Source organism: Mesorhizobium australafricanum, assembly GCF_033977265.1.
Classification (GTDB): domain Bacteria; phylum Pseudomonadota; class Alphaproteobacteria; order Rhizobiales; family Rhizobiaceae; genus Mesorhizobium; species Mesorhizobium australafricanum.
Genome location: NZ_JAVIIT010000004.1, coordinates 355,157 through 368,794 on the forward strand (window position 1 = coordinate 355,157; position 13,638 = coordinate 368,794).

Consider the following 13,638-nt stretch of genomic DNA (forward strand, 5'->3'; position numbering starts at 1 on the left):
TTTGGTGCGGCGTAGCAAATGCCCGCACATTTTTTGTTGCACTGCAAAAATGATACGCTACTCTCAACCCTGCTTGGCGTCGATCTGGGTTCCGCGTTGGCTACCAGTGTGGTGCAGCATGCCAAGATCGCGACGCGGATCGCGTGGCAGCACTTCGGCAAATGTGCCGTTTTAACCGCCGCTGGCCTGGCCACGGACGCGAAACGAGGTTTCTCCATGAAAGTCGTGATCGAAAACACAGTGTGTCTGAACACTGGCGATGCCGCTATCCTTTTGGCTATACGCCATATTCTCAGATCGATCGCCGGCGACGATGTGAAGTTCTTGGTTTTCGACAGTCAGCCCGACGTGGCGGCCAGGCTTTACCCGAAGAAGGATTACCCGGATCTCGAATTTCATAAGCTACTGGCGGAATCCCTGTTCAGGTATCAGCATGGCGGCGGGATAAAGGGCCGGCTCAAGTCGATCTACAATCGGGGAGTTTTGCGCGCGTTGCGTCGCTTCGCCCGAAACGGCGCCGCCAGCAGCTTTTTCTTCAGCCAGAACGACCGCCGCGGCCTTGATGCCTATGCAAGCGCGGACTTGGTGGTGACGACAGGCGGAACCTATCTCGTCGAGAACTACGATCTTGAAAAGCGCCTCAATCAATTCCGCATCGATGCAATCCTGGGCAAAGATCCCATCTTCTTCACGCAATCGCTCGGCCCGTTCAAAAAAAGTTACAATCGCCAGGAGCTTGGCCCGATCTTTGATCGGGCTCCGCTCATCCTGCTGCGGGACGAGCGATCCAGAAATCACATGCTGGATCTGGTGAAAGACCCGGGCAAATGCCATGTGGTCGCCGATGCCGTCTTTGCCCTGGCTGATACCGACAGGATCAAGAAACATCTCGGCAGCGCACCGGCGCCGACGGGCCGCGTCGCTATTTCCGTCCGCCACTGGAGCTTCGTCAGCGACGGTGAGGATGGCATGCGCCGCTATCTCGATTCGATCCGGGAGATCGCCACGATTCTTGTCAGGGACCATGGCAAAGAGGTGACCTTCGTTTCAACCTGCCAGGGCGTGCCGGAATATGCCCATGACGACGCCAGAACCGCGCGGGCGATCGTGGCCGAACTCGATTCGGAGATCGCCAAACACGTCAGTGTCGACGCCGCATTTCATACGCCCGACCAACTGATGGCGCTGGTGAAGGGTTGCGACTTCGTCGTCGCCACGCGCATGCATATGATGATCATGTCGCTTTGCGTTGGTACGCCGGTGCTGCCGATCGCCTATGAATTCAAGACCAAGGAAGTGGCCAAGCACATCGGCGTCGCGGACCTTCTACTCGACATCGATACGGTGACGCCATCGGAAGCGGCCGAAAAACTCGGCAGATTCATCGACAACCTTGACCGCTATCGCCGGGCAAGCCTTCAGGCCGTACTGGAGGAGCATGCGTCGGCAATGTCGGCAACCAGTCAGTTGTCGCCCTTGGTGGCCAACCGCTCACCCAATGTTGCGGGCGACGTTGGCAAGCGTGGCGAACAAAGCCTTGCGCGACTGCGGCACAGCAAGCATGAGGGCCAAGGCGAACCCGTAGTTTAGGACAATCGCCACAAGGATCGTGAGCAGGTCCGACTGGCCGGTCAGCGACGCCGGCAGCGACAGATACGAGAGCCAAGCGAGCAGGGACGAGAAGATGAAGAGCCCCTGTATGCCCAGGAAATCGCCGGCCGTCACCGGGCCGACACGATGGATCATGGCGGCAAGCACCGGGACGCGCAGCACATAGCCGCTGATGGCATAGGCAGCCGCAACGCCGATGGCACCCCAATGCAGGCCAACGATGAAGGAGGCGACGGTCGTCAGCGACGAATAGATGCCCCAATGGAACATCGTTTTCGTCTTGCCCTGACAGATGAATATCCACCCCGTGGTGCTCGATACGGACTGCATCAGGCCGGCGATGCCCAGCCAAGCGAAAATCGGCGCCACAGCCATCCAACGCTCGCCGAAGAGAAGCCTGACCACCTGCTCCGAAGTCAGTGTCAAAGTCGCGATGCCTGGCATGGTGTTAACGGCCAAAAGCCAGTTTGTCCGGACATAGATGTCTCGAAATCGCTGCTTGTCCTCATGAATGCGGCTGAGCAGCGGCACCATGATACGCGTCAGCGGCTGATTGATGTTCTGCAGCGGAAAAAGCAGGAGCTTGTAGGCGCGATCATAGTAGCCAAGCTCGACCGCGCCGGAATATTTTCCGATGAGTATGTTGTCGAGGTTGCGCGAGAGAAAATTGACAAGGTTGAAGCCCGTAAGGTTCGCGCCGAACCTGAATATGTCGGCGTCGACCTTCAGATTCGGCCAAGACGGCGTCCAGCGCGTCACCAGCCAGCCGGCAACCAGCGCGACAACGGCTGAAACAGCCGGGCCCAAAACCAGAGACCAGTAGCCAAACCCCATATACGCCGCGGTTGCGGTGGCGAGCAGTCCGACGGCTGCAGTGATTGTGTCGTTGAGCGCAAGCTGGCCGAATTGCAGATGGCGGTTCATCAAAGCAAGCGGCACGGCGGCAAGACTGCCAAAAAGCAGCGGCACGGCAGAAGCAAGCGTTATTCCCCACATTCGCTGATCGCCGTAAAAAGCGGCAATGGCGGGGGCAAGGCAAGCCACGACCACCCCGGCGCACAGACCGACGACCGCGCTCAGCCAGAAGACCTGGTTGAGTTGCCGTTGATCGATCTCCTTGCGCTGGATGACCGCCTGCTGGAGGCCGAGATCCTGAAGCAGACCGACGAAGGCCACGATCGGTCCCACGGAAGCCACCAAGCCGAAATCCTCTGGAACAAGCAGCCGGGCAAGGATGACGACCGAAAGGAATTGGATCGCCATCTTGAAGCCTTGCGCGCCGGCCGTGACCAGCCCGCCGCGCAAGGCAACGCGACCAAATTGCGGGGGAGGCGGATTGGCATTCATGTGACGGATCCGGTTTCCCCTAGCCGCGCAACGATCTGCGCAAAGCGTTCATTCAAGATATCCGCATTGAAATCCGCCTCGACCTTCCGTCGAGCGGCAAGCGCTATCGGCTCGCACAGGCCCGGGTTCTCGGCGATCCAGGTGAGTTTGCCAGCAAGCGCCGCGACGTCCCGTTCGGGCACGAGGAAGCCTGTCTTCTGATCCTCGATCAGCTCCGGAATCCCCGAATGATAGGTACTCACAGCGATCAGGCCGCCGGCCATCGCCTCCATGAGCGCAACTGGTATTCCTTCCAGGTCGCCATCTTGCCCGGCGACGCTTGGCAGAAGGAAGACGTGGGCGTCCCGCAGGCGCTGCTTGACCTCGCCGTGCGGACGCGGTCCGAGGAAGGTCACCCTGTCGGCAATGCCGAGATCCACCGCGGTGAGCTTCAATTCCTCCAGCAATTCTCCGCCGCCAATCACCGAATAGATCCAATCGCGGTGTGGCAGGCCTGCGAGGGCACGAAGCGCATATTCGACCCCCTTCTTCTCGGTCAGTCGACAGACCGAGATGAAGGACAGCGTACCCTGCCGCCAGGAGCGCCAGTGATATTCGATCTCGCCAGGACGAATGCCCATGTGGTGGACCACGACTTGCGTCGGCGCGGCACCGACATCGATCAGGGCCTGACGGAAGAACGCATTCACAGGCAGTTGGAGAATCCCTTTTTCGAAAACAGGCCTGTAGCAGCCGAGTGTGTTGTCGTGCATCGGCCTGCCGACATCGGTGCCATGGAATATGGTCACCAAGGGGGCGGAAATCCTGCGCCGCTTCATGATGCGAGCGACGCGCAGGCCATTATGGCCAAAATGCGCTACGATCACATCGACGTTCCGCAGCTTGTGTGCGTTGGCCAGGTCGATGCAGGTCGAAAGCTTGTCCCAAAATCTGCCCGACCATCTCTTGAGCAGCGAACGGTAGCGATTCAGCCCACCCCACCAGGAAACGACAGGCCCAGGTAATGTCCGCCAACGTGCATCGTCTACATTGCTGTCCTTGCCAAAGGCCGTCTCGTTGCAGACGACACTGACCTCCATCCCCCTTTCAAGGCATCCAGCAATCTGATCGAGCACGAACGTCTCGGACAGAGTGGGAAATTTATCGACTACGAAACAAATCCTCATCGACAGGAGGTTCTCGCCCAAAAACTGGCCGGACGGTCTCCTCCAGACCATTTCATCTGGCGGTTTCGAGAACTGTCCATCAGGCTGGAAATCTCACCGGCAAGGCCTGAGACATGCGGCATGAACTTTGACCTCCTGTCGGCGCAACCTAGTATAGGCATTGCTGCATCGCAACATTTTTGGTGCACTGCAGCAAATCAGTTCCAGCTCTTTGTTCGGCAAGCTACGCAGCGCGGCGAACGTCCTGCCGGGCCGCTCTTTCGAGCAGATCGAGAAACACCACCAGCTGCCGCGCAGGATCGAGCTCGGGGCGTTTGGAGAAGGCGAGAGCCGAGGCCGAAAGCCGTTCGTATTCCTGGCGATCGTTCCACAGGCGCCTCACCGCCGCTGCCCAGTCGGCAAGCGGAGCGTCGTAGTCGAGCACCACGCCGCCGGGACCGATGGCTTCGGGCAGGCCGCCGCGCCTCGACCCGACGACGGGGATGCCGCTGCAATGCGCCTCGGATGCGACGCGGCCCCAGGCCTCCTCCCATTTGCTCGGAGCAAGCAGGATCCGGGTGCGGCCATAGACCGTCTTCATGTCGTTGGTGCGGTTTTCCAGCGTGACGTTCGACAGCGGCGCGATGGTCTTCTCGATCCGGGCACGATGGTCGTCGTCCAGCTTCCAGCTTTCCACGAACAGGAACGGAATCTCCGGACAGGCGGCAGCAATCTTCACCGCAAGATCGAAACCCTTCTCCTCATAGGGATTGATCATGGTGACGAATTCACCGGTCGTGTGCGTGCAGTAGAGAGCGTCGTTGATGGTCGGCGGAAGCACCGTGGAATCGATGCCGAACTTGTCCTTGTAGGTGCGCGCCGTAAACTCCGAATTGGCGATGTAGAGCGCCGAATGCAGCTCGCGCGGATCGCCGGCGAGCTCGTGGAATTCGACGTTGTGGAGATAGACGACCAGCGGCACCCCTTCGGCCAGCAGCGCCTTTCCGAGCGGGACGGATTTGTGGCACTGCACGACGGCGACGTCGGGTCTGGTCTTCCCGACGGCGAAGCCGGCCGCTTCCCAGGGGAACCAGGCGCGCATAACCGGGTAGCCGGGAAAATTGTCGACCACCGCCGGCTGCCGCAACAGCTTCATCTTGGCGCGCGCCTTGAGGCCGAACATGCCGTCGCCGAACAGCGAGGCGAGGACCGACGCCTGGTGGCCATGCTCGATCAGCTGCTCGACCAGATGGTGGGTGTTGGATTGCACGCCGCCGGTGAACTCGGGGATATATCCGTTGCCGCTTGCGAAAAGTACTTTCATCGTTTGGCTCCTAATTCGGCCCGCGAGCACCCGCGCTGATCAGCTTGCACTGCGCGCCGACGGAAGCTTCGAAGTCATTGCCTGGTACAACCGGCCGACCGAGGCTGAAAGCGACAGCGTCGAGTATTCCCGCAAGAGCTTCGATGCCGGGATCACCTTTCCCGCCTTCAAGTCCCGCGCCAGATAGTGGGGAAACGAATGCATGTACTCCCTGACGATATCGGCTTTCAGCGCTCCCGACTTCCATCCCTTCACCGCCGAGACGAATTCGTCGGCAGGGGCGGATGCCAGACCCGTGTCGTAGGCTTCGAACGTGCGCCGCACGATGGCGCGTTCCTTGTCGCTGAGCGACGTCTTTCCGGCTCGTTCGGCAAGCAAGGCGTAGCGGCGGATGTCTTCGGCCGCATGATGCCATAGCCCCTTCCTGGCCATGATGCTCGAACGCTGCAGAAGTGCCTGCATCTCGAGATCGGCTGTCTTCGGCAAGGCCTGCTCCGAGCGATCGAGATACTCATGGAGATCGACCGACTTGTAGATCTCTTCCATGATTGCCCGGTCGTATGAGCCCCAGGCCTTTATCCGGTTGGCATACGAAATGACGACCTTGGTGCTGCCGCGAACCATGTCGTGCTGGCGCTGGAAGAACATGAGGCCGTCGACCCTGACGCCCTTGAACCGGCGCGCAAGCCTGAGCATCATCTCGTAGTCCTGCGACCGGACCAGGGTTTCGTTGAAGCCTCCCACCTCGTCGTAGCATTTGCGGCGCACCAGCAGGCCCGGCTGATGGACGTGGCAATATTCGAGATGCGACGGGAAGAAGTTGTCCTGGCTGACGTGGCCGAAGGCGACGATCTCGTAATTCTGCTGTTCGATCTGGGCTGACTGCTGAAAACGTGCATATTCGCCGAAAGCGAAATCGGCCGTCGGCTCCCGCTCGAACGCAGCGAGAAACCGTTCAAGCGCCGTCGGATGCGCGACATCGTCGTCGTCGAACACCCAGACGAAATCCCCCCTGCAGTGCTTGAGGGCGAAATTCAGCGCCGTCGACTTGCCGCCATTCTCCTTGCGGTAATATTCCACCGGCGCGGGGAACGAGGCCGCCACCGCGCCTGTGTTGTCCGTCGAGCCGTCGTCCACGATCAGAATCTGATCCGGCACCACAGTCTGCTGGAGCAGGCTGCCAATGGATTCGGGCAGGAACTTCTCCCGGTTGAAGGTGGGGACGATGACCGTGACCGTCGGTTTGCCCTGCGCAGCCATTGGCGACCTCATGCTATTGCCGATGCGCCGTTCGCCGGCCTGGTTTTACAGACATGGCGACGGCAATTGTCCTTCAGGCAAGCAGCCGCAGTCATGCCGCCATCCTGCCGATCGAGAAATATTCGATGCCGTAGCGCGCAATCACCTTCGGATCGTAGAGGTTGCGGCCGTCGAAGATGACCGGCGTGGTCAGCGCATCCTTGAGCGCGTCGAAGGACGGCGCGCGGAAGCTCTTCCATTCGGTGCAGATCAAAAGCGCGTCGGCGCCGCGTAGCGCCGCCTCCTTGGTGCCGCAGAGCAGCAGATCGTCGCGCAGGCCGTAGATCGCCTGGCACTCCTGCATCGCCTCGGGATCGTAGGCCTGCACCTTGGCGCCGGCCGCCCATAGCGCTTCCATCAGCGTGCGCGCCGGCGCCTCGCGCATGTCGTCAGTGTTGGGCTTGAAGGCGAGCCCCCAGACAGCGAACGTCTTGTCCTTGAGCGCGCCCTTGAAATAGTGGTTGACCTTGTCGAACAGGACCGACTTTTGCGCATTGTTGCGCTCCTCGACGGCGCGCAGCAGCTTGGCGTCGAACTTGACGCCTTCGGCGGTCTTGATCAGCGCGCGCACGTCCTTCGGGAAACACGAGCCGCCATAACCGAGGCCGGGATAGATGAAGTGGTAGCCGATGCGCGGATCGCTGCCGATGCCCTTGCGCACCTCCTCGATGTCGGCGCCCAGCTGTTCGGCGAGATTGGCCATCTCGTTCATGAAGCTGATCTTGGTCGCCAGCATGCAGTTGGCGGCGTATTTGGTGAATTCGGCGCTACGCACGTCCATCACGATCATCTTCTCGTGGTTGCGGTTGAACGGCGCGTAGAGCTCGCGCATCACCATCTCGGTGTCCTCGCTGGACGTGCCGACGATGATGCGGTCCGGCTTCATGCAATCGGCGACCGCCGAGCCCTCCTTCAGGAATTCGGGATTCGAGGCGACATCGAAGCTCAGGTCCTCGCGGCCGCGCTTCTTCAGCGTTTCGGCGATCCTGGCCTTCACCTTTTCGCAAGTGCCGACCGGCACAGTCGACTTGCCGACGACAATCTTGGCGCTGTCCATCTCGCGGCCGATGGTCTCGGCGACGGCGAGCACATATTTCAGATCGGCCGAGCCATCCTCACCGGGCGGCGTGCCGACCGCGATCATCTGAATCTGGCCATGCTTGACCGCCGCGGCCGCGTCGGTCGTGAAGCGGATACGCCCGGCTGCATGGTTTTCCCGGACGAGGGCCTCCAGGCCGGGTTCGAAAATCGGAACCAAGCCCTGGTTGAGCCGCTCCACCTTCTTCTCGTCGATATCGACGCAAACCACCTCGTGGCCGACCTCGGCAAGCACAGCGGCCTGGACGAGACCGACATAGCCAATCCCAAACACCGTCAAGTTCATTCGGTTCTGTTCCTGTTGATGGCCGGGCCGTAAGCGGCCCGGTCGATTCTGGTGTCCCCCAGGCCTAACGGCCTAGTTGGTTCCGCATGATCTTATCCCAAAACCGGTTCCCACTTTTGGGGATCATGCTTAGTTACTGTTACTTATGCTGCATGCCAACGATTCCGGGAACTGGCATGGCTGGCCCAAGGCGGTGAAAGCGACGCGCTTGACCTCCATGGTCACCTTGCTGCCGGGATCGACGAAGGCGCCCATCCAGTTGGTCAGCTTGTCGCTGCCCCAGAGGCTGAAGAAGATTTTCTGCGAATGCGTCGGCAATTCGTCGGGATTGGTCACTTCATGGACGAGCTTGCCGTTGAGGTACCAGCGCAACCGGTCCTTCTCCCAGACGAAGCCATAGTCGTTGAAGCCCTTGTCGGCGCCGCCCTCGACGTCGACCAGCTTACCGTTCTTCGGCTTGCCCTGGATGTAGCTGTTGACCTGCACTTTGGACGGATCCTTGGTGAGGACCTCGAAGTCGATCTCGTCCCAGGGCTGTTTGTCCTGCGGGCCGATATAGGAGAAGAAAGCCGCGTTGAGGCCGGAGCCGGTACCGGTCTTCATCCGCGCCTCGTAGACGCCATAGCCATAGCGTTGCTTGGTCTGGATTTCAGCGCAGGCGAACTCGCGGTCTTTCAGCTTGCGTTTTTCAAAGCCCAGCGACAGCACGCCGTCGGAAAGCCGGACAAGGTCCTTCGACCAGGTGCAGTTCTGATGGGCGCCATTGGTCCAGCCGTCCGAGACGAACCAGCGGGAGCGGTCGAAATTCGAGAAATTGTCGACGAAGGACGGCGCGCTTTGCACCTCCTGTTGCACCGCTTGCGCGTGCGCGGGATGCAGGCTTCCCGCAAGGGCCGCCGCGATCGCAAACAGGGCGCCGACCACGCCGAGCCGCAGGCTGCTTAATCCGTTCCCGGGCGCATGCGACATCCCGCAAGCCGCCACGGTGGAGGTGTTGTTCGGATCTGCGTTCATAACAAACTCACCTTGTGTTGTCCGCCCAACCCAAAGTCATCCTTGGCTCCCTTGAGAGAGCCGCCTCTGATCCTGCGCCCTTTTTAACTCCTCTAAAGTCTCGTACCGATAACGGCGCCTGAAGGTGCCGTCAGCTTCTAGAGCGTTTCACCGTTTCACGGAAACGGCGAACCGCTCTATCTCCTTGTTTCGACGCAATTCCGGGCGGAAAACCGTTTCACACTTTTCCTGGAATTGCTCTAGCCGCAGACTGCGCAGCAGACCGATCGGAACCATCCTCGACGATCGCGTCGAGCGAATGCCTCAGTTCCTTCACCAGACCCTTCTGGCGCACCAGCTCCGCGATGCGCCGCTCGCAGTTCAGGATCGAGTTGGTCATCGCGCTGACCTCCGATCCCTTGCTGGTCGGCGCCGAACCATTCTCCATCGCCTCGACCAGAAAGGCTGCGTTGGCAGCCGTCGACTTATAACGATTCTCCAGCCCGGTTTTCTCCGCCTCGATCTCGACCGCGATCTGATCGAACAGCTTCGCCAACCGGTCGAAACGCTGGAGATCGGTGTTCCGGTCGCGAGCCGGATCCCGGGATCTGAAGCCAAAAATCGAAGCCATCCTATCGGCCTTTCGAAATTGCTGCATTGCAACATAGACTGGCATTACCGCAGCCACTAGGCAACATCATAGTTTTCGGAATGCGGATTTTTTGAGAGCTAGCGGCTTCCCGGGTGATGCGGGATCACTCATTTGCGGCATTGGTTGCCGCCATCAGGAAGCGCATCGGCGGCATTTGCTTTTCTGCGGCAATCCCGGTGCGGCGGAACAGCGCGTCGAGTTTGTCGGTGGCGACGCCGCGGACGATCGGGATCAGATTCGACTGGCTGGCGAAGGCGTAAGCCGCGGCCGACGCCAGGCCGCGCTCGGCTTTGACGTCAAGGAAGTAGCGCAGCCGGTATTTGTCGCGGACATGGCGCTCGTGGCGCCGCAAAGCAGCCTTCGAGCGCTCCGGAAGGCTGTCGATCTGAAGCAGCGCCAGATCGGCGTCGGCAAGACGCTTCAGATCCTGCGTCCTGTGACGGCCGCTCAGCGAATCGGCGCGCACGATCGCGCCATAGCCGCAGGACTTGATGATCTTGAACCGCGCCCCGCAGGCGACAGCGCGCGCGTAGAGCTCGTAGTCTTCGCCAAGACGCAGGTTTTCATCGTAAGTCAGCCCATGCCGCTCGAGAAAAGCCCGGCTGATCACCGGCTTGAGGAAACCGAGCTCGCCGCGCCGGACGCGGCGGCGCGAGATGTTGCCGTCGATGAAGCGCTCGAAATCGAGAAATTCCGGGTCGGCGGCGAATGGCGGCGCGGCGACCTTGGCGAGGTCGGTCGCGGCATCGTCGCGGATCAGCATGATGTTGTCGGCGGCGAAATCCCAGTCGGTGCTGGCGAAAAGCCGGCGAAAGCGGCCCTCGAGGAAGAAATCGTCGGCGTCGAGAACGCTGATGAAAGGCGACCTGGAAGCCTGGATAGCGGCGTTGCGGGCGCAAGAAGGGCCGCGATTGACGTCGAGGCGGATGACGGCAAGCCGGCCGCTGCCGTCGTCGGCGGCTAAAGCCACATCCCGGGTGTTGTCGGTGGAAGCGTCGTCGACCACGACGACTTCGGCGACTTCGGCTTCGCGCAGCGCCGAAGCGATGGCGACGGGAATCGTGCGCGCCGCATTGCGCGCGGCGATGATGACGCAGACTACAGGCGTCGTCACAGGCATGGGCTCACCTTTCGTTTGCATGCGTGGCAGCCCCGCCTATGATTTTGATTGTTTCGCCGCGCGCCGGCTCGTCAGCGACCGGGCGCTCGAAGATGCGCCGGCTGAGGTCGGCGGAGGCCGCCCAGCCGGCTTCGGCCAGATAACGGACAGGCTCGCGACCGCACAGTTCCCACAGCACATGGCGGCGCTGCGGCCAGCGCAGCGACGAGAGCCAAGGCGCGATGACCATGTGGAAGAGATCGGCATTGTCGATGCGCGCCAGAATGCGGGCGGCGCGCTCCGAAAGCAGCGTGCCGGCAGCGCCAAGCAGCACATCGGCGGCGCGCAGTCCCAGAAGCAGCGTGTCCGCCAGGCCCTGCTCGGCAGCGTGGTCAAGCACCGCCTGCTGCTCGGCTTCGCTCAGCCGGCTGGCGCTGGCCCTGACGTCGCAGACATAGCCGGCGCAAGGCTCGCGGTTGAAAAAAGCCTTGGCGACGCTGATCGAGGACAAAAGCAAGGTATCGGCCGCCGAGATGATCGGCATGGCGGCGCCGGCAACCACCTTGGCTTCGCGCTTGCGGCGCAGGAAGCCGTCGGTGTCGCGGGGACTGGGCGAACCCGGCTGCTGCAGCCGGTGGTGGAGGTCGACCGTCGACGCCCTCGCGCCATCTTCGCGAACCATGTGCTGCTCGCCGAGAAAGCGCACCCACCAGACCGAGCGCGACTTGCCGGCAACCTCGTAGCCGATGCTCCGCAACGCCTCGCGGGCCGCGGCGAAGCTTGCCGGCGAAACCAGTATGTCGACATCGCCGGACGGCTTCATGAAGTGGTCGCCATAGAGCAGATGCTGCTGGAGCGGCCCCTTGAGGAAGACGAATTCGACCTGCCTGTCGCGCAGGACGCGGTCGATTGCCATCGAATCGCCAAGGCAGGCGACATTCATCGACATGGTGCGCCGACGGTAGCCGTCGAGCCAGCCAAGCAACTCCGGAGGCGCCGCGCCGGCGGGTGCACGCGCGAGCGCCTTGAGCAGGAAGACGGCTACCTTGTTCAGCCTGGCGATGTCGGCGACATTGGCCGCTGAAATTGCGGGGGCCGCTGAAATTGCAGGGGCCGCAGAAATTGCAGCGCTCGCCGAGATTGCTGGCGCGGGCATATCGGCCCAACCGGCGACCGTGCTGGCACGCGGCGCGAAAAACAGCCTCAGGCAGGCCTGCACATAGGCGACTTCATCGGCACAGCCGGCGGCACGCAGCCTTTGATACGAGCCATCCTGCATTGCCATGCCCGATGTCGTTCTCCGCAAAATGCCGCCCGAGCGGCTTATACCGCACCTGCGAAGAAAAGCATCGGGAAAATTAACGCGATCGCCGAAAATCCATCCGAGGATCATCTCACCCCTGCAACCCCCGCGTTTAAAATCGCCTGACGCGCAATCACTTTTGAAGACCACATAAGAGATGCGCCGATTGGCCGAAAAAGCGACGATTTTCTGCAGCAATTTCTTCGCACCTGCGAAACGGGTTTCTCGCTCAGAAAATTATCATAATCAAATCAAATGCTTATTTAAACGGCAAGGACCCGCGGTTGAATTCCAGGGCCGTTGAGGGTTACGATAACTGTGTTTATGGCTTGGTCATCAACGAAGGCGAGTGCAACCAAGAATTGATTAATGCTTGGTGAATCACGCTTGACTCATAGATGTTGCCGTGCAGCAATCGCATTGCAGCATAGCGATATGCTGGCGGTAATTTTGCAGCCGCTTCCAGTCCTTCATTGGAGAGTAAAATGGAACAGAATGTTGAAAAGCATGAGTACGAGACCCCCAGCCTGACGGTTCACGGTTCGATCGAATCCATCACGCAGGGCGGTGCCGGCACGACGGCGCTCGACGTGGGCTTTCCCGCGCACACGCCGATCGGCGATCTCACTTTCTCTTAAGCTCAAGGGCATCCGGATGTCTAAGTTGGGGCTCCGGATGTTTCCCAACAGGTGAGCCGGGGGGCATGTCCCCCGGCTTCCCCCCGAGGTCGCAGGCAACCGATCCACGGCGAAGGGCGCGGGCCAGCAACGAGGTTTTAGGATGCACTGGAACCCTTCGGACCATGACCGCGTGGTCGCGACCAGCGAGGCGGTGGCTTGCGAATTCGGCGCCGGACTGGCGCTGCTCCACCTCAAATCCAATGTCTATTACAGCCTGAACAGCGTCGGCGCCTTCATCTGGGAGCAGATTCAGGAGCCGCGATCGATCGTCGATATCCGCAGCGCCGTGCTTGCGCGCTACAATGTCGATGCCGAGCGCTGCAGGGCCGATGTCGAGGGCTTGCTGAAGGGGCTGGCCGAAGCAGGGCTTGCGAGGCTCCACAGTGAGGAACTGGTCTAGGCTCCGCTCGCTGAGCGGCCGGGAGATGCTGTTTCTGGCGCGCTGCCTGACGGTGGTGAGCGCGGTGCGGCTCGCGCTGTCGCTTTCCTCCTACAATCGTGTCCGCGGCCTGGTTACAAGGCTGGACGCCAGGCGCGACGCCAGCATCGCCGACCTGCGGCGTGTCGCCTGGGGCGTTGCGGCCGCGGCGCGGTTCGTGCCGGGCGCCAGTTGCCTCACCCAGGCGCTGGCCGGACAATATCTGCTCGCCCGCCAGGGCAGCGCCTCGAAAATCAGCATCGGTATCGAACGGGGGACGGGCAGCGAGCTCAAGGCGCATGCCTGGTTGATGAGCGGCAACCACATCGTGCTTGGCGGCTCGGTCAACGGATTTGCCCATCTGGTCGACCATGGGTCGTGAC

The 13,638-nt window shown here is 61.1% G+C and carries 13 protein-coding genes; 4 read left to right on the forward strand and 9 right to left on the reverse strand.

The features are described 5' to 3' along the window. Nucleotides 1-18: 18 nt before the first annotated feature. Nucleotides 19-1,590, forward strand: coding sequence for a polysaccharide pyruvyl transferase family protein (locus RFM98_RS10910; RefSeq protein WP_320308866.1), 1,572 nt, complete (start codon nt 19-21; stop codon nt 1,588-1,590). On the opposite strand, the gene RFM98_RS10915 is transcribed toward RFM98_RS10910, so the two are convergent. The 9 genes from RFM98_RS10915 to RFM98_RS10955 all read right to left on the reverse strand — a co-directional run bounded on the left by RFM98_RS10915 (nt 1,492) and on the right by RFM98_RS10955 (nt 12,139). Continuing rightward, nucleotides 1,492-2,958 (reverse strand): lipopolysaccharide biosynthesis protein, encoded by a 1,467-nt coding sequence (locus tag RFM98_RS10915; protein ID WP_320308867.1) that lies wholly within the window; start codon nt 2,956-2,958, stop codon nt 1,492-1,494. The two genes, RFM98_RS10910 and RFM98_RS10915, sit on opposite strands and share 99 nt — an antisense overlap. Beyond that, nucleotides 2,955-4,073 (reverse strand): glycosyltransferase, encoded by a 1,119-nt coding sequence (locus RFM98_RS10920; protein ID WP_320308868.1) that lies wholly within the window; start codon nt 4,071-4,073, stop codon nt 2,955-2,957. Before RFM98_RS10920 ends, RFM98_RS10915 begins: the two co-directional genes overlap by 4 nt. Nucleotides 4,074-4,347: 274 nt before the next feature. Continuing rightward, nucleotides 4,348-5,427, reverse strand: a complete 1,080-nt coding sequence (locus tag RFM98_RS10925; protein ID WP_320308869.1) for a glycosyltransferase — start codon at nt 5,425-5,427, stop codon at nt 4,348-4,350. A 39-nt stretch (nt 5,428-5,466) separates the two neighbouring features. Further along, on the reverse strand, nt 5,467-6,687 hold the full coding sequence (locus RFM98_RS10930) for a glycosyltransferase family 2 protein (RefSeq protein WP_320308870.1): 1,221 nt from the start codon (nt 6,685-6,687) through the stop codon (nt 5,467-5,469). A gap of 91 nt (nt 6,688-6,778) precedes the next feature. After that, complete coding sequence (locus RFM98_RS10935; RefSeq protein WP_320308871.1) at nt 6,779-8,110, reverse strand: UDP-glucose dehydrogenase family protein; 1,332 nt, start codon at nt 8,108-8,110, stop codon at nt 6,779-6,781. 129 nt (nt 8,111-8,239) lie between these two features. Continuing rightward, on the reverse strand, nt 8,240-9,124 hold the full coding sequence (gene exoK, locus RFM98_RS10940; RefSeq protein ID WP_320308872.1) for an endo-1,3-1,4-beta-glycanase ExoK: 885 nt from the start codon (nt 9,122-9,124) through the stop codon (nt 8,240-8,242). A 217-nt stretch (nt 9,125-9,341) separates the two neighbouring features. Beyond that, a complete protein-coding gene (locus RFM98_RS10945) occupies nt 9,342-9,734 on the reverse strand; it encodes a hypothetical protein (protein ID WP_320308946.1) in 393 nt (130 codons plus the stop codon). 124 nt (nt 9,735-9,858) lie between these two features. Beyond that, the gene (locus RFM98_RS10950) at nt 9,859-10,875 is read right to left on the reverse strand and encodes a glycosyltransferase family 2 protein (RefSeq protein ID WP_320308873.1); all 1,017 of its coding nucleotides are present in this window, start codon (nt 10,873-10,875) and stop codon (nt 9,859-9,861) included. Nucleotides 10,876-10,879: 4 nt separating this feature from the next. Next, nucleotides 10,880-12,139, reverse strand: coding sequence for a nucleotidyltransferase family protein (locus tag RFM98_RS10955; RefSeq protein ID WP_320308874.1), 1,260 nt, complete (start codon nt 12,137-12,139; stop codon nt 10,880-10,882). Nucleotides 12,140-12,642: 503 nt separating this feature from the next. Here RFM98_RS10955 and RFM98_RS10960 point away from each other — a divergent pair. From RFM98_RS10960 to RFM98_RS10970, 3 genes are all read left to right on the forward strand, one after another. Continuing rightward, the gene (locus RFM98_RS10960) at nt 12,643-12,795 is read left to right on the forward strand and encodes a lasso RiPP family leader peptide-containing protein (RefSeq protein ID WP_320308875.1); all 153 of its coding nucleotides are present in this window, start codon (nt 12,643-12,645) and stop codon (nt 12,793-12,795) included. A gap of 142 nt (nt 12,796-12,937) precedes the next feature. Next, nucleotides 12,938-13,237 carry a PqqD family protein gene (locus RFM98_RS10965; protein ID WP_320308876.1) on the forward strand — a complete coding sequence of 100 codons (300 nt, stop codon included), beginning with the start codon at nt 12,938-12,940 and terminating at the stop codon, nt 13,235-13,237. Beyond that, the gene (locus tag RFM98_RS10970) at nt 13,221-13,637 is read left to right on the forward strand and encodes a lasso peptide biosynthesis B2 protein (RefSeq protein ID WP_320308877.1); all 417 of its coding nucleotides are present in this window, start codon (nt 13,221-13,223) and stop codon (nt 13,635-13,637) included. The genes RFM98_RS10965 and RFM98_RS10970 overlap by 17 nt, the downstream gene beginning before the upstream one ends. Nucleotide 13,638: the final 1 nt, after the last annotated feature.

What these genes read in the sequence shown, in the direction of transcription:
- exoK (WP_320308872.1), bottom strand. Translation starts at nt 9,124, where the DNA reads ATGAACGCAGATCCGAACAACACCTCCACCGTGGCGGCTTGCGGGATG.
- RFM98_RS10935 (WP_320308871.1), bottom strand. Translation starts at nt 8,110, where the DNA reads ATGAACTTGACGGTGTTTGGGATTGGCTATGTCGGTCTCGTCCAGGCC.
- RFM98_RS10925 (WP_320308869.1), bottom strand. Translation starts at nt 5,427, where the DNA reads ATGAAAGTACTTTTCGCAAGCGGCAACGGATATATCCCCGAGTTCACC.
- RFM98_RS10945 (WP_320308946.1), bottom strand. Translation starts at nt 9,734, where the DNA reads ATGGCTTCGATTTTTGGCTTCAGATCCCGGGATCCGGCTCGCGACCGG.
- RFM98_RS10960 (WP_320308875.1), top strand. Translation starts at nt 12,643, where the DNA reads ATGGAACAGAATGTTGAAAAGCATGAGTACGAGACCCCCAGCCTGACG.
- RFM98_RS10930 (WP_320308870.1), bottom strand. Translation starts at nt 6,687, where the DNA reads ATGGCTGCGCAGGGCAAACCGACGGTCACGGTCATCGTCCCCACCTTC.
- RFM98_RS10915 (WP_320308867.1), bottom strand. Translation starts at nt 2,958, where the DNA reads ATGAATGCCAATCCGCCTCCCCCGCAATTTGGTCGCGTTGCCTTGCGC.
- RFM98_RS10955 (WP_320308874.1), bottom strand. Translation starts at nt 12,139, where the DNA reads ATGGCAATGCAGGATGGCTCGTATCAAAGGCTGCGTGCCGCCGGCTGT.
- RFM98_RS10950 (WP_320308873.1), bottom strand. Translation starts at nt 10,875, where the DNA reads ATGCCTGTGACGACGCCTGTAGTCTGCGTCATCATCGCCGCGCGCAAT.
- RFM98_RS10965 (WP_320308876.1), top strand. Translation starts at nt 12,938, where the DNA reads ATGCACTGGAACCCTTCGGACCATGACCGCGTGGTCGCGACCAGCGAG.
- RFM98_RS10910 (WP_320308866.1), top strand. Translation starts at nt 19, where the DNA reads ATGCCCGCACATTTTTTGTTGCACTGCAAAAATGATACGCTACTCTCA.